Annotated in this window: 17 protein-coding genes; 8 read left to right on the top strand and 9 right to left on the bottom strand. The window is 61.0% G+C overall.

Annotated features, from left to right (window positions below; translation table 11 throughout):
• Window positions 1-65 precede the first annotated feature (65 nt).
• Window positions 66-644, top strand: a complete 579-nt coding sequence (locus GH665_RS21965; protein WP_153138843.1) for a DUF4337 domain-containing protein — start codon at window positions 66-68, stop codon at window positions 642-644.
• A gap of 57 nt (window positions 645-701) precedes the next feature.
• Here GH665_RS21965 and GH665_RS21960 read toward each other — a convergent pair whose 3' ends face one another.
• The 5 genes from GH665_RS21960 to GH665_RS21940 form a co-directional block, all read right to left on the bottom strand.
• Window positions 702-1,979 carry an RNA polymerase sigma factor gene (locus GH665_RS21960; RefSeq protein ID WP_153138841.1) on the bottom strand — a complete coding sequence of 426 codons (1,278 nt, stop codon included), beginning with the start codon at window positions 1,977-1,979 and terminating at the stop codon, window positions 702-704.
• A 4-nt stretch (window positions 1,980-1,983) separates the two neighbouring features.
• On the bottom strand, window positions 1,984-2,391 hold the full coding sequence (locus GH665_RS21955) for a VOC family protein (RefSeq protein WP_153138839.1): 408 nt from the start codon (window positions 2,389-2,391) through the stop codon (window positions 1,984-1,986).
• Window positions 2,392-2,445: 54 nt separating this feature from the next.
• Entirely contained in the window at window positions 2,446-2,973 is a 528-nt protein-coding gene (locus GH665_RS21950) for an SRPBCC family protein (RefSeq protein ID WP_153138838.1), read from the bottom strand.
• Window positions 2,974-3,059: 86 nt separating this feature from the next.
• The gene (locus tag GH665_RS21945) at window positions 3,060-3,476 is read right to left on the bottom strand and encodes a YciI family protein (RefSeq protein ID WP_028195881.1); all 417 of its coding nucleotides are present in this window, start codon (window positions 3,474-3,476) and stop codon (window positions 3,060-3,062) included.
• A gap of 156 nt (window positions 3,477-3,632) precedes the next feature.
• Complete coding sequence (locus GH665_RS21940; RefSeq protein WP_153138836.1) at window positions 3,633-3,980, bottom strand: YciI family protein; 348 nt, start codon at window positions 3,978-3,980, stop codon at window positions 3,633-3,635.
• Window positions 3,981-4,243: 263 nt separating this feature from the next.
• Here GH665_RS21940 and GH665_RS21935 point away from each other — a divergent pair, with 263 nt between their 5' ends.
• The 6 genes from GH665_RS21935 to aspA all read left to right on the top strand — a co-directional run bounded on the left by GH665_RS21935 (window position 4,244) and on the right by aspA (window position 12,221).
• The gene (locus GH665_RS21935; protein ID WP_408273819.1) at window positions 4,244-4,399 is read left to right on the top strand and encodes a glycine zipper 2TM domain-containing protein; all 156 of its coding nucleotides are present in this window, start codon (window positions 4,244-4,246) and stop codon (window positions 4,397-4,399) included.
• A 244-nt stretch (window positions 4,400-4,643) separates the two neighbouring features.
• A complete protein-coding gene (locus GH665_RS21930) occupies window positions 4,644-6,602 on the top strand; it encodes a hypothetical protein (RefSeq protein ID WP_153138832.1) in 1,959 nt (652 codons plus the stop codon).
• A 261-nt stretch (window positions 6,603-6,863) separates the two neighbouring features.
• Complete coding sequence (locus GH665_RS21925) at window positions 6,864-7,775, top strand: LysR substrate-binding domain-containing protein (RefSeq protein WP_153138830.1); 912 nt, start codon at window positions 6,864-6,866, stop codon at window positions 7,773-7,775.
• A gap of 178 nt (window positions 7,776-7,953) precedes the next feature.
• Window positions 7,954-9,243, top strand: coding sequence for a dicarboxylate/amino acid:cation symporter (locus tag GH665_RS21920; protein ID WP_153138828.1), 1,290 nt, complete (start codon window positions 7,954-7,956; stop codon window positions 9,241-9,243).
• Complete coding sequence (cuyB, locus tag GH665_RS21915) at window positions 9,240-10,709, top strand: cysteate racemase (protein ID WP_153138826.1); 1,470 nt, start codon at window positions 9,240-9,242, stop codon at window positions 10,707-10,709. Before GH665_RS21920 ends, cuyB begins: the two co-directional genes overlap by 4 nt.
• A gap of 93 nt (window positions 10,710-10,802) precedes the next feature.
• A complete protein-coding gene (gene aspA, locus GH665_RS21910) occupies window positions 10,803-12,221 on the top strand; it encodes an aspartate ammonia-lyase (protein WP_153138824.1) in 1,419 nt (472 codons plus the stop codon).
• A gap of 59 nt (window positions 12,222-12,280) precedes the next feature.
• On the opposite strand, the gene GH665_RS21905 is transcribed toward aspA, so the two are convergent.
• The 4 genes from GH665_RS21905 to GH665_RS21890 all read right to left on the bottom strand — a co-directional run bounded on the left by GH665_RS21905 (window position 12,281) and on the right by GH665_RS21890 (window position 15,072).
• Window positions 12,281-13,993 carry a hybrid sensor histidine kinase/response regulator gene (locus GH665_RS21905; RefSeq protein ID WP_153138822.1) on the bottom strand — a complete coding sequence of 571 codons (1,713 nt, stop codon included), beginning with the start codon at window positions 13,991-13,993 and terminating at the stop codon, window positions 12,281-12,283.
• Between the two features lie 199 nt (window positions 13,994-14,192).
• On the bottom strand, window positions 14,193-14,411 hold the full coding sequence (locus GH665_RS21900; RefSeq protein WP_153138820.1) for a hypothetical protein: 219 nt from the start codon (window positions 14,409-14,411) through the stop codon (window positions 14,193-14,195).
• Window positions 14,411-14,761 carry a hypothetical protein gene (locus GH665_RS21895; RefSeq protein ID WP_153138818.1) on the bottom strand — a complete coding sequence of 117 codons (351 nt, stop codon included), beginning with the start codon at window positions 14,759-14,761 and terminating at the stop codon, window positions 14,411-14,413. Before GH665_RS21895 ends, GH665_RS21900 begins: the two co-directional genes overlap by 1 nt.
• Complete coding sequence (locus tag GH665_RS21890; protein ID WP_030099364.1) at window positions 14,758-15,072, bottom strand: hypothetical protein; 315 nt, start codon at window positions 15,070-15,072, stop codon at window positions 14,758-14,760. The genes GH665_RS21895 and GH665_RS21890 overlap by 4 nt, the downstream gene beginning before the upstream one ends.
• A 330-nt stretch (window positions 15,073-15,402) precedes the next feature.
• On the opposite strand from GH665_RS21890, the gene GH665_RS21885 reads away from it, so the two are divergent.
• Complete coding sequence (locus tag GH665_RS21885; RefSeq protein WP_153138816.1) at window positions 15,403-16,320, top strand: CHAD domain-containing protein; 918 nt, start codon at window positions 15,403-15,405, stop codon at window positions 16,318-16,320.
• Window positions 16,321-16,651: the final 331 nt, after the last annotated feature.

Below are 16,651 nucleotides of genomic sequence, written 5' to 3'. Positions count from 1 at the left end.
GCGCATGGGCCACCGCCATGCGCGCCGCCCGGAGATCACAAGAAAAGCTTCGCTCGGAGAATCAGATGTCTGAAGAATATGAAGTGCATGGTCCGCACGACCATGCGGTTGAACACGCCGGCCACCACGACGAGGATCCCTTTGCGAGCCGCATGGCCGTGATGACGGCGATCCTCGCGACGATCGGCGCGCTGTGCGCCTACCAGAGCGGCAACAGCGAAAATCTGGCGCTCTACTACAAGAACGAAGCCGCCATTAAAAAGACCGAAGCGTCGAATCAATGGAACTACTACCAGGCCAAGGGCGAGAAAGAGAATCTCGCTGAACTCGGCGCGGCGCTATCGGCCGGCAATGCCGACGCGCATGCCAAATTCCTCGCCGACGTCGACAAGTACAAGCAGCAGAAGGAGCCGATCCGCGCGAAGGCTGAGGCGATCGAGAAGGAAGTCGTCGATAACGACGCGAAAAGTGAAGCACTGCTGCACGGCCATCATCGCTGGGCCCAGGCCACGACCCTGATTCAGGTAGCGATCGCCCTGTGCGCGATCACATTGCTGACCCGCAAGAAATGGCTGCGCAATCTGTCGTTCGGCATTGCCGCAGCGGGCGTGGTTACGGCCGCCGTGGCGTTCTTTTCGGCCTGATCGTCGCGCCGGGTGTGCGCCAGTTGATCCGGTAAGTTGCCTGGGTACGCTTCGGGTTCAATGCGTGCGGCCGCGCGCGGCACGCTCGAGCAACAGTTCGCGCTCGCGCGCATTGCGCGTCATGGCGGCAGCGCGTTCGAATTCGGCGCGCGCCTCATCCACGCGGCCGAGTTTCTCCAGCAGATCGCCACGCACGCTCGGCAACCAGTGATAGTTCGCAAGCGCCGCATCGGCTGCGAGCGCATCGACGATTTCCAGTCCGGCAGCCGGCCCGAACGCCATGCCGACTGCCACCGCCCGGTTCAACTCGACCACCGGCGAAGGCGCCACCTGCGCCAGCGCGTCGTACAACGCAACGATCTGCGCCCAATCGGTCTCGTCGGCGCGACGTGCGCGCGCATGACACGCGGCTAACGCGGCCTGCAACGCATACGGTCCGCTCGCGCCGCCCAACGCGTGCGCGGTGGCGAGCGCGGCCAGGCCGCGGCGGATCAGCAACGGGTCCCAGCGGCTGCGGTCCTGATCGAGCAGCAGCACCGGCTTACCCTCGGTATCGATACGCGCACGGGTACGGGATGCCTGGATTTCCATCAACGCGACGAGGCCGTGCACTTCGCCTTCGTCCGGCACGAGTCCGCTCAGCACGCGCCCCAGTCGCAGCGCTTCCTCGCACAACGCCGGTCGCATCCAGTCGTCGCCGGCAGTGGCCGAATAGCCTTCGTTGAAAATCAGATAGATCACCTGCAGCACCGAGGCGAGCCGCGGCGCACGCGCATCCGCCTGCGGCACTTCGAACGGCACCTTGGCCGCGGACAGCGTGCGCTTGGCCCGCACGATGCGCTGTGCGACGGTCGGCTCGGGCACGAGGAATGCCCGCGCGATTTCGTCGGTGGTGAGACCGCCGAGCAGGCGCAGCGTGAGCGCGACGCGGGCGTCGGTGGACAACACCGGGTGGCACGCGGTGAACACCAGCCGCAGCAGGTCGTCGCCGATATCATCGGCGCGTGCGGCATCGAGGCTATCGACGAAATCCGGCACGAGGTGCGCCTCCCTTGCGTCGAGATCGTGGCCCAACTCTTCGCGCTTGCGGGCATGCAGTGCTTCCTGGCGCAAGCGGTCGAGGGCACGGTTCTTCGCGGTTGCCATCAGCCACGCCCCCGGATTGTCGGGCACGCCCGCAGCCGGCCAATGTTCGAGTGCCGCCACCAGCGCGTCCTGCGCCAGCTCTTCAGCGAGTCCCACGTCGCGCACGATCCGTGCGACATGGGCGATGACCTTGGCGGATTCGATCCGCCAGACTGCCTCGATGGCACGATGGGTGGCCTGTGCTGTCACGGAATCAGCCCGCTGCCTTGGCGTTCGGGTCCATGTAGATCAACTCCCAGATATGGCCGTCGATATCTTCGAATCCATGTCCGTACATGAAGCCGTAGTCCTGCGGCGCGCGCGGCACCATGCCGCCGGCGGCAAGCGCCTTGGCGACCAGCGCATCTACTTCGCCCCGGCTCTCGCATGAGAGCCCTAACAACGCCTCGGTACTTTCCTTCGGATTGCAAAGCGACTTGCGTGTGAAGGACTTGAACAGGTCCTTGACCAGCAGCATCGCGTAGAGGTTCTCGCCGAGGACCAGACAGGCAGCCTGCTCGTTGGTGAATTGCGGATCGAAGGTAAAACCGAGCGCGCTGAAAAATGCCTTCGACCGTTCGAGATCGTCGACAGCGAGATTGACGTAGATCTGCTTATGCATGATGGAATCCATTGATTCTGCTATGTGCCCGCTCGCGCAGCACATCGCGCGTATTCAGTTCGCCTCGGCAAGCGTTTTCAGATTGCTCAGGCCGTCTTCGAAATCCTTGCCGACCATTCGGTCCATGCTGAAGAACACCTGCATCAGCTTCGACAGAAACGGCGCGGGTCCGTGCATCGCCCATGTGACCTGGGTTTCTCCCGCCTCCGGCTTCAACTCGAATTCGGCGATGTTGTGCGCTTCGAACGGCTTCAGAAAATCGAGCTTCATCGTCACGCTCGACGCCTCCGCCGTATCGACGATCTCCATCTGCCCCACGCCGATCTTCTCGCTTTGCCACGCATAGCGCGCCCCCTTGCCGTCCGGCGTGCCGCTGTAGGTGCCTTGCGTCGCGGGATCTTTGCGCAGGAACGGATTCCAGCGATTGAATTGATGCAGGTCGTCGATCAATCCATAGACCCGCTCGGGTGACGCCTTGATGCGCACGCTACGCTCGATGCGAAAGGTATCGGGCCGCGTTGCCGCGTAGATGAGCACAAGACCCACCACTGCAACGATGGCGATCAGAATGGTTTTGAGCATGATGAATCCCTTTCGATGTGGCCGGATCGGCGCCTCATGGGGCGCGCGGATTGGCATGGCGATCACTTGTATGGCGCGGTTAGTGTTTAACCGCGTTTAGCCGCGTCCAGTTCTTTGAAGCGCTCCAGTTCCGGGCTCGGCTCGAAGTCCTCGAGTTCATACAGTTGCCGAACTTCGATTTCGCCGTCGGCCTGCTCGCCGAACGGCGCCGGAAACCGCCGCGCCCACTCCATGGCTTCTTCGCGGGAGCGAACCTGAATCAGCGTATAGCCGGCAATCAGCTCCTTGGTTTCCGCGAACGGACCGTCGATCACCGTACGTTTGCCCGCGCTGTAGCGGATGCGCCAGCCTTTCGAACTCGGCTGCAGACCGGTTGCATCGAGCAGCACGCCGGCCTTGACCAGTTCTTCGTGGTACGCGCCCATCGCCGCCATCAGGGCTTCGTCCGGCGGCCCGCCGGCTTCGCTCAGGGCAGTGGCCTTCACTATGATCATGAATCGCATCGCAATCGCTCCTTGGGTGGCGTGTAGTAGATGGCGAGCCCTTACCTGTTGGCTGGCTCCTTACTTGCACGACGAGCGATGCGCGAGCGGATCGACATATTTGTCGTCGACCCAGGGGAAAACCCCAAGAAAATAATCGCGAACGGGCGAGCCGGCTTACAGGAAACAGGGTCCGGTTTTGCGGACTTCAACGCTGCACCACGACGCGGCCGGACAGGCTTGCGCGATCGCCACCGCTTCTTCACGGGTTTCACAATCGAGCAGGAAGAAGCCGCCGATCATTTCCTTGGCTTCGGCGAACGGGCCGTCGAGCAGTTTGGGCTGACCGTCGCGCATCTGCACGCGCACGGACTCGGAGGCCAGCGATTCGACTGCGAGCAGCTTGCCGCGCTCTTTGAGGTCGGCGGCAAAACGCACCATCTGGTCATAGACCTCGCGCCCCGCCTGCTCGCCGCGTTCGACACGTTGATCCGGGGGTTCGACAATAAGCAGCAGGTAGGACATGGCGTCTCCGATTGATTGCGTCGCGGACGTGAACGCCAGGCAGGCGCACGACGGCAAAAACGCGCTTGCAGTTGGGTGGCGAAGGGCAGTCTAGCAAGCGCGGAACACTCCAGCAAACCCGTTTGACCGACCGTACGCCAGTACATCGCGAACTCTACGGACACTCGTAATACGGACGCGGCATGGCAATTGCTGTCCCTTTTGCATCGACACACATCCGAGGTGACATCATGCGGAATCTATCTGGCCTGAGCACGCTTGCAATGGTATTGGCGCTGTTGACAGCAACGACCGGCTGCACCCTTGGAGGCGCGGCGGCGGGTGGGGTCATCGGTAACGAGGCGACCGATCACAGCGCAGTCGGCACGGTCGGCGGCGCGGTAGCCGGCGGGATTATCGGCCACGAGTTGGGCAAGTAAGAAAGAAACGCTGAACCTGAATGAGGGCTTCCCCGGCGCACGACACAAGAGCGCCGCTTTGCAGTATTCTCCGAACGCGCTAAAGCCCGTCAGGAATGTGCCGTTTATCGATTAATCGCAGGCGATTATCGGCATTCAATCCAGCGGCATTGCGCAGCAAACCTGGAACACCGTCAAGTTCACCGGCATGTCTGGCCTGCCGGGGTAGCAAGCGAATCATATAAACGAAGCATCGGGGAATTTCATGCATCGATCGTTAGTGCGCAGCGGCGTAGCGGCCGCCGTGGCCCTTGCCATGTTCCAACTGGGCGGTTGCGGCGGCGGCGGTTCCAGTTCAGCGTCATCATCGAGCACGCCGACGGTCACGGCCACCACGGTAAGCGGCACAGTTGCGCGAGGCACCGCCGTGGCGAGCGCGACCGTCACGCTAACCGATGCGACCGGTGCGCAGGCCAGCACAAGCACCAACGCCCAAGGCGCGTACACGATCTCGGTGAAGGGCATGAGCGCGCCGTTTCTGATCGTCGTCACCGACCCCACGGGCATCTCCGCCCCGCTCGTCTCCGTACTCGCCAAGCTGCCGGGCGGCACGGCGCCGGCTATCGCGAACGTCACCACGCTGACCACCGCGATTGCCGCCATGCTGACGGCCTCGGGTAATCCGGCCGACCTCGCATCAACCACGGCGCTGGCCAAGGTGACGCTGCCGTCCGTGCAGGTCGCCACCATCACGCTCGACGCGATACTGGCGAAAATTCTCACGCAGAACGGTATTCAGGCGGCGGGCTTCGATCCGGTCGGTACGGCCTTTACGCCGAATCACACCGGCGCCGATGCGGTGATCGACACGATCTCGCTGGTGTCGGCGGCCAACGGCGGCTTGTTGCTGGTGTCGAATGCGGCGCCGGGCACGACTGTCGCGCTCAACAACCAGACCACCCAGTCGGTCACGCTGGCAGCGCCGGCCGCGGCGGCTAACTATCTGGAGCCGCTTGCGTCCCTGCTGACCGCCTGCGCGGCGAATGGCACGCTCAACACGTCATGCTCGCCGGCCATCGACGCCACCTTCCTCGAAAACGGCTCGACCGATCTGGCCGTAGGCCACAACCAGGCCGATGCGACCTTCAGCGGCGCGGTGTTCGGTTCGCCGAAGACGCTCGCTTTCTTCACGCGCAACGGCAAGCAGCAGGCGCTTGTGCAGTTGCCGGTCACGCTGGCGAACGGTACGTCAGGCGGCGTGCTCTACACCATCGCACAACAGCTCGCCACGCCCATCACGCTCCCGAGCGGCGTGCAGCTCGGCTGGGATCTGATCGGCAATCAGTCACAATTTGCCGTGTCGATCATGTCGCAAATCCAGCGCCGTACCTTCCTCGATTCGAAGCTGGCGGACGTGAACCGTTACGAGTCGGGTCTCAAGATTGCGATTCCAACCGCCTCGAATCCGGCGGTGTATTCAGCTTCCGTCACGGGACCTGGCCTCGCTGCGCCGGTCTGGCTAACGCAGCGCAACGCGCTCGGCAGCAACTCGCTGGGTCTGTCGGATCTGCCGTTGAACGCAGCACCGGTTGCCCCTGCAATGACTAACAGCAATACAGAGCTTTATCGCTGGTCATGGCAATCGCTTTCATCGACCGCGAACTTCACGCCGGCTTCGAGCGGCTACTACGCGACGCAATCGATCGACGCGAGCGCCGTGCCGCTCTATGCGACCTACACCGTCACCTTCTACGACCAGCGCGGCGCGCAGCTCGGCCAGTCGTCGATCATCAATCCGGGCAGTCCGTTAAACGCTACGGCGGGCAGCACGGTCGCATGGCCGACGCTGTCGCCGGACGCGATTCCGTTCCTCACGCCAAGCGGGGCGCTGGCCGGCGTGCAGTACGCGATGAGCTTCACGTGGTCGAGCGTCGTGACTGGACCGAATCCCACCTATCCGGTGACGTCCGTGCAGGTCCAGGCCAGCCCTGGAACAGCCTCTGGCTCGACAACGTCAATCTACGGCTTCTCGATCGGCGCACCGAACAACACGACGGCCGGTCAGTATCAAAACACCGCATACGCGGGGATCAATTCCACCGGCGGGCAGACCTGCACGAACTGCCCGTTCCCGGCGTTAACGTCCGGTGGTTCGCGGCTCGTGCAGTTGGGTGGCGGGCAGAATGGAACCACGTACTACGATACGACGCAGTACAACAACTAGAACTGGACAAGCTGAAAACGCAAGATTCCCGGATTGCACAACGCCCCGCCAGGGGCGTTTTTTATGTGCGCCATTGCGTCGAGCCAATCCGTGCATTTGCTGATTCGGCATGACACTATGCGCACCGGGCAGCATGCAGAAAGTCTGTCACGCCCATGATGGGCGTACATCGGTCCCGGTGCACCGATGGATGGCCGGGGCAGCGCCCCGGCGTAGAATCTCCCGGTCTCGCAGGCGCTACGGCATGTCACAGGATCCGATATGGAAATCAAGTGGATTGAAGACTTCATCGCACTTGCCCGCTATCAAAGCTTTTCACGGGCAGCGGAATTCCGGAACGTGACGCAATCCGGCTTTAGCCGGCGAATCCAGTCGCTTGAGCAATGGGTGGGCGCCGATCTCATCGACCGCAGCAGTTTTCCTCCGACGCTGACGCCCGCCGGGCGACTCTTCCAGGAAGCAGCGGAAGACATTCTCGAGAAGCTCTTCGATACGCGCGCCATCATTCGCACCGAGCAACGGATGGCCGGCAAAGGCCTGCAGATTGCAGCCGGCCACACCATCGCGCTGAGTTTTCTGCCCGCATGGTTGAAGACGCTCACCGCCCACTTTGGCGAGGTGCGCGCGCGGGTCATTCCGACCAACGTGCACGATTCGATTCTGATGCTCGTCAACGGCAACTGCGAACTGATGTTTGCGTATCACCATCCGGAGTTGCCGCTGCATCTGGACCCCGCGCGATACCAGCATCTGACCGTGGGCGTCGACACGTTCATGCCGGTCTGCCGACCCAACGAACGCTCGGCACCCGCGTTCCGGTTGCCGGGCACGGCAAACCGTCCGCTACCGTTCATCTCCTATACGGAAACCAGCTATTTCGGCCGCTGCCTCGCACTACTTCTTGAACAGGCAACGGCTGCTCCGGCGCTGCAACTTCATTACGAGTCGGACATGGCGGAAGTACTGAAGAAACTCGTGATGGAAGGCGAAGGCGTCGCATGGCTGCCCAGGAGCTCCATCAATACCGAACTCGAATCGGGCGAACTGGTGCCAGCCGGGCGCTCCGAATGGCAACTCGAGGTCGAGTTGCGCGTGTACCGCGATGCGTCAAACCGCAGTGAGTTTCTGGAGAACCTCTGGGGACATATTCGCGCCGCCTCGCAGCCTTCCTGATAGGGTTTTCACGGGTTATGCGAAACTCGCATAACCACATGCAGTACTAGCATCGATATCTTTTTGTGGTTCCTTAACATCCGTCCGTACACAAAAACCTGCTGACCCAGCGAGTTTTTGCCACGCATGCGCACAGCGGTGCAGTCGACCGCCATACGCCTTCCCAGGACGGGTTCAAATGAAGAATCGCCTCACACTCTATATTTTTATCGGCATGGTGCTCGGCGTTATTGTCGGCTACGTCTGCCACCGGTCGGTCGCGGATGCCGCTGAAGCGAAAACCATCGCCGGATACTTTTCAATCATCACGGATATTTTTCTTCGTCTCGTGAAGATGATTATCGCGCCGCTGGTCTTCGCAACGCTGGTTTCCGGCCTTGCGGGCATGACCGGGACGAGCGACGTGCGTCGAATCGGATTCAGGTCGGTGGGCTGGTTCCTCAGCGCGTCGTTGCTGTCCCTCGCCCTGGGTCTGGTGCTCGCGAATCTGTTTCAACCCGGCGCGGGGCTTCATATGGTGCAGACCAGTGCCGATGTGACGACAGGCCTGAATACGGCCGGTCTGAACTTCAAAGACTTCGTGACGCATGCGTTTCCGGCCAGCATCATCGATGCAATGGCCCGCAATGACATCCTTCAGATTCTTGTCTTCTCGGTCCTGTTTGGCGTGGTGCTGAGCGTCATCAAGACCGACCCGCGCGTGACGCCGTTGATTGCCTGCGTAGACGCCCTCGTACCCGCCATGCTGAAGCTGACCGATTACGTGATGCGCCTCGCGCCCGTGGGTGTCTTTGGCGCACTCGCAGCGGCCATCACGGTCCACGGGCTGGATGTATTGACCACGTACGGCAAGCTCATCGGCAGCTTCTATGTCGGTCTGGTGCTTCTTTGGGCGCTGCTCATCGCCGTGGGTTATTGCTTTCTGGGCAAACAGATCTGGGCACTGTTGAAGGCGATTCGCGAGCCGGCAATGCTGGCGTTTTCTACCGCGAGCAGCGAGGCGGCTTACCCTCGCCTGACCGAAAAGCTCGAAGAGTTCGGGGTCGACAAAAAGGTGGTCGGCTTCACCTTGCCGCTCGGATACGCGTTCAATCTGGACGGCTCGATGATGTACCAGGCATTCGCCGCGATTTTCATCGCGCAGGCTTTCGGTATCGATATGCCACTGGGTAGCCAGATCATGATGCTGCTGGTACTCATGCTGAGCAGCAAAGGGATGGCAGGTGTCGCCCGAGGCTCGGTGGTCGTGGTTGCGGCTGTCGCACCGATGTTCCATCTGCCGCCGTCCGGCGTGGTGCTCATTCTCGCCATCGACCAGGTGCTCGATATGGGGCGAACCGCCACCAACGTGATTGGCAACAGCATCGCGACGGCCGTCATCGCGAAGTGGGAAGCCAAGCGTTCGGTCACGCAGGCGACGCGCGCCAGCGATGCGGTTTTCGCTCAACTGCCGGGTGAGACGGAATGAAGGACGTGCGGGAAAGGAACATGCACAAGTTTGGAATCGTGGGCGGTCTGGGGCCGTTGGCCAGCGCGGACGTATTCTTCAAGCTCGTCAAATCGACGCCTGCTGCCAGCGACGCGGAACACTTCGACATGGTGTTCGAGCAGCATCCGTTCGGCAGCTCGAGCGCCGGGACCGCGGCTACGACACAACGAAAGCTCTATATTTTCGACCTGATCAGCCGCTTCGAAAAGCAGGGGGTCACGACGGTTGTGCTGCCTTGCTTCCTCAGCCACACGTTTATCGATGAGTTGAAGGCGAACTCGCCGCTTCAGATTGTCGACATGGTCGAGGCCGTGCGCAGCCATGTCCGGCGGAAGTTTCCTTCCGTGCGTCGAATCGGCGTCCTTGCGTCCGACTACACGCGCCGGAAGGGCTTGTTCGAGAAGTATTTTTCAGCGCCTGAGTTTGAGGTTGTTTACCCCAGCGTGCGAGACAATCTCGACCTCGTTACGGAGGCCATCTACGGACCTGAGGGCGTCAAGAGCGGAAATCTGAACGGCCGGCCGGTGGAGCTTTTGCGCGAGGCGTGTGAGGACCTTATCGCGCAGGGTGTCAACCTCATCGTGCCGGGGCTGACCGAAATCGCCCTGGTAGCCGAAGAGATTGGCCCACTGCAAGTGCCGCTCATCGATTCAAACCTGGCGTACGCGCAATACGTCGTATCGGGTCAGTATTCTTCGCCCGAAACGCTGTTCAAGGTTGGCGTGGTCGGCGGGGTTGGACCCGCGGCAACCGTGGATTTCATCCACAAGATCGTCAGGAACACGCCGGCTATACGCGACCAGGACCACATCAAGTTGCTGGTCGAACAGAACCCGCAGATTCCAGACCGCACGGAAAGCCTGATTGGCGACGGACCCGACCCGACCATCTCCCTTTACGCGACCTGCAAGAAGCTCGAAGCCGGTGACGCGGACATCATTGCGATCCCATGTAACACCGCTCACGCATTCGTTGAACGTATCCAGCCCTATCTAAGCATACCGATCGTGAACATGTTGACGGTGACTGTCCGCTACCTTCGCGAGACCTTTCCCTCGCTGCGTTCAGTGGGGGTGCTGGCGACCTCGGGTACCGTCGAAAGCGGTGTCTATGAAAAAGCGCTAACCTCACAAGGATTGCTGCAGGTCGTTCCAGGACCGGCTTTGCAGGCGCGCGTGATGGAAGCGATTTATGGCAACGCAGGGGTGAAAGCCGGATTCACGACCGGCGAGTGTCAGACCGATATCGCCGCGGCGATCGACGGACTCATTGCCCAAGGCGTGGAAGTCGTCATCCTTGGCTGCACCGAGTTGCCGCTCCTGCTTCCGCAAACGGATTTCGTCGGCTCGAATGGCAAATCGGTCCGCCTGGTGGACCCTACAGACGTACTTGCCCGGCAGTGCGTCGCCTATGCAACCGCGGCAACGGAATCGCACCACCCATAGGCAGCCGGTCGAATCATTCTGCCCCCCGATCCGGGCTGTGCACGGATCCCGGGCCTCGCACTTCGTCCAGGTTTTTTCCTACCAAGGATCGCTATGCTCACGGCCATCGAACGCATCGAACACGACCTTCTCGGCGACCTCGCCGTACCGGCGGCAGCCTACTATGGCGTCCACACGCTGCGCGCACTCGAGAACTTTCCCATCACGGGCATCCCGATCTCGGTTTATCCGAATCTCATCAACGCGCTTGCGAGCGTTAAAGAAGCGGCGGCGCTGGCAAATTACGACCTGGGGCTTCTCAGCGAGCTCAAGATGTCGGCTATCGTGCAAGCCTGCAAGCAGGTTCGCTCCGGTGTCGCACATGACCACTTTGTCGTCGACGTGATTCAGGGCGGCGCCGGCACCTCAACCAACATGAACGCCAATGAGGTCATTGCCAATCTTGCGCTCGAGCACCTCGGTCACGAACGTGGCGAGTACCACATCCTTCATCCCAATGAGGACGTCAATCTCGGGCAAAGCACCAACGACGTCTATCCGACCGCGTTGAAAATCGCAACGTACGCGGGAATCATGCAACTGGTCGATGCCATGGCCGTGCTCCGGGCATCGTTCGAACGCAAGGCGGAAGAATTCAAGGACGACCTGAAGATGGGGCGCACGCAACTGCAGGATGCCGTGCCCATGACGTTGGGACAGGAGTTCAGCACGTTCGCCGTCATGCTCGGCGAAGACGAAGAGCGCCTCAGGGAAGCGTCAAGGCTGATTTGCGAGATCAACCTGGGCGCAACAGCCATTGGAACGGGCATCAACACGCATCCCGAGTACGCACAACTCGCATGCCGTCACCTCAGCGACGTAACGGGCATTCCATTAACGACCTCGCCCAACCTGGTCGAAGCGACGCAGGATGTCGGGTCATTTGTACAACTGTCCGGCGTGTTGAAGCGCGTCGCAGTGAAACTGTCGAAGACGTGCAATGACCTCCGGCTCCTTTCAAGCGGCCCCCGCGCAGGTCTTGGGGAAATCAACCTGCCGCCGGTGCAGGCCGGCTCCAGCATCATGCCGGGCAAGGTCAACCCGGTGATACCTGAAGTAGTCAATCAGATCGCGTTTGAGGTCATTGGTAATGACGTGACCGTCAGTTTTGCCGCCGAGGCCGGGCAGCTTCAACTCAACGCGTTCGAGCCCATCATCGCGCACAGCATCTTCAAGAGCGTGGCGCATCTGCGGGCTGGATGTTTGACGCTGGCGTCCCGGTGTGTCGACGGAATCACTGCCAATCGGGACCGGTTGCGCTCAATCGTAGAAAATTCGATCGGTATCGTGACCGCGCTGAACCCCTACATTGGGTATACGCATGCGACGGAGGTTGCACAGGAAGCCCTTGCATCCGGTCGAAGCGTCGCGGAGATCGTGATTAGCAAAGGGCTACTGAGTCAATCCCAGCTCGACGAGATATTGCAACCCGCCATGCTGACCCAGCCGAGAAAAGCCGCGCCCACTGCTTGAAGAATCGGCCGCCGGGGCGCAGGACGCGCTCCGGTCCAAGGGTTCAACTTCCAACGAACTTAGACAATACCTCGCAGCGTGCCGTCGGCACGATTTGCCAGGATGTATTGCAGCTTATCGAGCGAAAGCGGCTTGGTCAGATGGAAATCGAAGCCGGCCGCCAGCGCTCTCGACTTGTCGGATTCAGACGCATAGCCCGTGAGCGCAACGAGCACCATGTCGTCGAGTCGGTGATTAAGGCGCACCGTTCGCGCCACCTCGAAGCCGTCCATTTCCGGCATCCCTACGTCGACGATGGCCACCTCGGGGTGCTTTTCAGACATCAGCCGTATCGCATCACGCCCATTGTCCGACGTCGTTACCTCGTGCCCCTCGAGTTCGAGCAGGATGCTCAGCGCCCGAAGCGCATCCTGATTGTCGTCAACCAGCAACAGACGCGCCGGCTCGGGCGTCACGCTGGGTATCTTGCGGGCTGCGATGTCCGCGGTATCCATTGCTTTCTGGAGTATCGGCAAACGGAGCGTCACAACCGTGCCTTTGCCTGAACCTTCGCTCCTGAGCGAGATGGTTCCTTGATGCAACTCGACCATCCGCTTCGCTACCGCGAGCCCTATCCCCAACCCTCCTTCGGAGCGTGCTCGACCGCGGGCGGACTGGGCGAACAGGTCGAAGACATACGGCTGAATCGCGCTATCAATTCCCATGCCGTTGTCTGCGACGTCAATGACAAGCAGCCCGTCTGACTGGTCGCTCGAATTGTTTGCCTCGACGCGCACGTTAAGCTCGATAGTCCCTCCGACAGGCGTATATTTCGCCGCGTTCGACAGGAGGTTGCCCAGCACCTGGCTCAAGCGGACATGGTCGGCGCGCACGTAGACGGGCTCGTCCAGCCCGGTGATCCTGAGCGTGTGCCTGCGGGACAAGACGTGGTGCCTGATGGCTGTCACGGCATCAAACACAATCTCGCTGAGCGAAGTGTCACTGTGCTTGATCGCGAGCTTACCGTGCTTCAGCCGGGCGGCGTCGAGCAGGTCATCGACCAGCGTGCGCAGATGCCTCATCTGGCGTTGCGCGACCGTCAACATTTCCACGGCTCGTTCGTCTTCGACGCAAAGCCGTTTTGCCGCACTGATGGCGCCATCGATCGGCGTCATTGGATTGCGCAATTCGTGACTGAGCATCGCGATGAACTCGTTGTGCCGTCGGTCACTCTCTTCGCCGCTGTCGCGCGCGTTGACAATCGTCAGGCCAGAACCCGCGAAAACGGCGAGATTGGACAGCAGCCGGACGTCTTCGAGGTCGAATCTGCAATCTTGCGCATGCGACATGACCCAGATGGCGCCCAGCGCTCCGTTATCCGCCGGAATCGGAACGACAATGCCTTCAGGCACCTCCACGCCGGGAAACTGAAGACAAGGAAACCGGGCTTGCGGATTGATGAAAAGTTGCGGGGCGCCTGACTCCAATGTGACGCCGCACGGACACTCATTCCATGTGGTGGTTTTGCCGCGCAGGCCGGCGCAAAGTCCGGCAACCGCGAACCAGCGAAAGACCCGATTGTCGTCAGGTCCTTCGACCAGACTAATACCCGCGCTATCAGCATGACAAAGGGACAGAGCCGTATCCGCGATAGCCTGAAGGAACTCGGAACGCGGGCCGGCCTGAACACGGGCGAGTGCCACCAGCGCCCGGTTCTCGGCCGCGTAATCTGCGGCGCGAGCAGGCCTGCGGGCGAGCTCATCCGTTTGACTGGGCGCGCGATTGCTTTCCATGGCTGACAGAGCGATTGACGAAGTAGAGAAAGTTCGAAGGTCAGAATGCCGGGATGCTGCCAGCTCGACCGGCGGGCGCAGGAGCGATGCTCTTCACAGCGGCGAATTTCACACTACGGGAGGGGCGGCACAAAGTCAACGAGGGTTCGTACCCGCTTGCTTACCGGCAAAGGCGACCCCGGTTAGAAGGGGGCGGCTATCAACCGTGCGCGTCGACCCAGGCGCGTGCCCAATCCCGCCCGGCAAGTTGCGCTTCTTCCCCGGTATCGAAATAGCCGAGGATTCCCGACGCTTCAATCAGCTTCCCGCCTACCGTAATCGTCCCGCTGGCCGCGTAGCGTTCCGGCTGGAGAATGTCTTCCTGTTGCAGGATCGCGTGCCCCCACACGCTATAGCCGTTGTAGATCTCCGATTCCATCAACGCATGACCTCAGCCGACATGCCACGGGAATCAACCCGAAGCACGTTTCCCTCAGGCGTGATCTGGCGGGGAATTCCAGACATGTCCGGCTCGCTTGCCGGCGGGCTCTTTTGTATCGTGCTTTGCTTTGCGACCAGTTTCGGTGCCGGCGCCGGGGCGCGTCGCGCCTGAACGTTCACCGCACGAGGAGCGACGTGCGGACGAACTGCGAGCTTGTGCGCGGCACCGGCTCTGCGCGATGCGCTCGCCCGCGCCTCGGGTGGGTTCCAAACCTCGGTATAGCCGCCAGCCGCGTACACGGCCGGCGTGAGCGTCGCCATCAATACGGCCAATCCAATTCTTTTCACGAGTTCTCCTTGGCTGCTTTCCGTTGCAGCCACTCCTTGCAACCAACATCCTGCCCGACGCAGCCACCATCGCACCCGGCGCAATATTGCCTGTTCCGGATCGTGGAGTCGACAAGCCAGACGCTGCCGGTCGCGGAACTTGCTGTGCCAACCGAGTTGCCATTCTCGCAGGCATAGAAGGTTGGCTCGCCAGCTTTACCTCGTCTGACTGCCTCGTCAACCGTCTCGTCTCCGAAAGCAGAGCGCAGCTTGGCCATAAAGGCTGCCATCTCAGGCATTGGATGACCCGGCCTGCGAACGCGTGCATCCATGGCCAGCCTCCAATTAAAAGTGTCAGTTCGTGGTTGTGAAATTGCGCCCTGAATACTGTATAAATATACAGGTTTTTTCGGGCGTAGTGTCCACTGTTGTCGCGCATCGTCGTTGAGCACTGACAGGCATGACGGATTTTCCGGGGCCATCCAGGTACGGCCGGGAATGCGCGTTGGCGTTCGGGAATTCGCCGTTGTACGATCTCAATGAGTGGCCGATAGCTTTCGCAATCACGGCGCGTTGCGAATTCCCCGGCGAACAGTCATTCGCCGCTTATATCCGTCACTTGCTGCCCTGCTCATCCTGCCGTGCTCGAGGACGTCCCGGAAATGAACGCCCAGATTTTCGTACCCGCAAGCCCGGGAGCAGGAGCGTCCGCGTCGGCCACCAGCGACGACAGCGGGCGGCCGGATTCGATAACCCGGTCCATGTCGGCGGCAGACGGATTTGTATGTCTGGCAACGTCAATCTCCGCCGATGCCACTCAGCGTGCCCACGCATTGCATTTGAAAGCGGACCCCGAAGTACTGCACAAGCTGCGCGTCGCGCTGCGCCGTTTGCGTTCGCTCTGGTGGGCCTACGAACCCTTGCTCGACAAGAAAGACTCGGCGCTGCAGCGTGAGGAATTCAAGTCTCTCGCCAACGCAGCAGGCAAAACTCGCGACTGGGATATTTTGCGCGACCTGCTTGCGGCTGACCGGTCGGCGCAGCGCACATTCTCTGCACTTCTCGCGTCTGTGGACGAGCATCGCGCCGACGCTTTGTCGTTCAGTCGAAGAACCATCGGCAATGCCGATGTCGAGCGGATACTCCGGCACGCATTGACAGGCGCGCGACAGCAACTGGATTCGCGATCCACCTGTCCCACGCTTGCCTCATTTGCCGAGGGCCGCGTGGCATCCGCCGAGAAGGCTTTGAGGAAGCGCGTGAGGCAGGCGGCATCGGATAAACATTCAGGGTACGTGGCGCTGCATGAAGTCCGCATAGCAGGGAAGAAGTTGCGATATCTGCTGGAGTTCTTTTTGCCGGCGCTCGATGGCAGTCATCAGGCCGCGATTGACCGGTTGACGGCGGTGCAGGACGAGCTCGGGAAGCTCAACGACCTTGTCACGAGCGAAACCTTGCTGCGCGAGTATGCGTTCCAGCTCGGTGAGGCGAAGGTGCTCAAAGAGGCCGTTGCATACCTGCAAGAGCAGAAGAAGCATCATATGCACCACGCGCACGAGGCATTGCGCAAGGCGTGGTAGCCATTCAACCGCCGCTTGGCCCCAACCCGCGGGCTGCTCGGTATCGTGAAGCAATCTGATGGCCGCTGTGGCCATCCGTCCAATGCACGCACTCGGCGCGCCCCGTAAAAATCCAGTCATTTCATCAGCTTGCGACGCTTGCCCGTGGGTTGTCCACAGCCTTGCGAACAAAATCTGGGGATAACTTTATCCCGCGTCGTGAACGACGGCAGCGGCCTGTCTGCCGAAGCCACTGCAACAAGGCGGCCGCGTCAAACTATTCCTGAAATTGTCATAAACTGTATATACTGTTTATATCCTTTACTGATCGGGACATGCACCGCCGCTCATC

This window comes from Paraburkholderia agricolaris (genome assembly GCF_009455635.1).
Classification (GTDB): domain Bacteria; phylum Pseudomonadota; class Gammaproteobacteria; order Burkholderiales; family Burkholderiaceae; genus Paraburkholderia; species Paraburkholderia agricolaris.
The sequence above is the reverse complement of the archived record's forward strand: the minus strand, read 5'-3'. Positions and strand labels throughout refer to the sequence as shown.

Coding starts and splice junctions, on each gene's coding strand:
- GH665_RS21940 (WP_153138836.1), bottom strand. CDS start 3,980: ATGTCCTACCTGCTGCTTATTGTCGAACCCCCGGATCAACGTGTCGAA.
- GH665_RS21955 (WP_153138839.1), bottom strand. CDS start 2,391: ATGCATAAGCAGATCTACGTCAATCTCGCTGTCGACGATCTCGAACGG.
- aspA (WP_153138824.1), top strand. CDS start 10,803: ATGCTCACGGCCATCGAACGCATCGAACACGACCTTCTCGGCGACCTC.
- GH665_RS21890 (WP_030099364.1), bottom strand. CDS start 15,072: ATGGATGCACGCGTTCGCAGGCCGGGTCATCCAATGCCTGAGATGGCA.
- GH665_RS21965 (WP_153138843.1), top strand. CDS start 66: ATGTCTGAAGAATATGAAGTGCATGGTCCGCACGACCATGCGGTTGAA.
- GH665_RS21900 (WP_153138820.1), bottom strand. CDS start 14,411: ATGGAATCGGAGATCTACAACGGCTATAGCGTGTGGGGGCACGCGATC.
- GH665_RS21945 (WP_028195881.1), bottom strand. CDS start 3,476: ATGCGATTCATGATCATAGTGAAGGCCACTGCCCTGAGCGAAGCCGGC.
- GH665_RS21920 (WP_153138828.1), top strand. CDS start 7,954: ATGAAGAATCGCCTCACACTCTATATTTTTATCGGCATGGTGCTCGGC.
- GH665_RS21885 (WP_153138816.1), top strand. CDS start 15,403: ATGAACGCCCAGATTTTCGTACCCGCAAGCCCGGGAGCAGGAGCGTCC.
- GH665_RS21925 (WP_153138830.1), top strand. CDS start 6,864: ATGGAAATCAAGTGGATTGAAGACTTCATCGCACTTGCCCGCTATCAA.
- GH665_RS21950 (WP_153138838.1), bottom strand. CDS start 2,973: ATGCTCAAAACCATTCTGATCGCCATCGTTGCAGTGGTGGGTCTTGTG.
- GH665_RS21905 (WP_153138822.1), bottom strand. CDS start 13,993: ATGGAAAGCAATCGCGCGCCCAGTCAAACGGATGAGCTCGCCCGCAGG.
- cuyB (WP_153138826.1), top strand. CDS start 9,240: ATGAAGGACGTGCGGGAAAGGAACATGCACAAGTTTGGAATCGTGGGC.
- GH665_RS21935 (WP_408273819.1), top strand. CDS start 4,244: ATGGTATTGGCGCTGTTGACAGCAACGACCGGCTGCACCCTTGGAGGC.
- GH665_RS21930 (WP_153138832.1), top strand. CDS start 4,644: ATGCATCGATCGTTAGTGCGCAGCGGCGTAGCGGCCGCCGTGGCCCTT.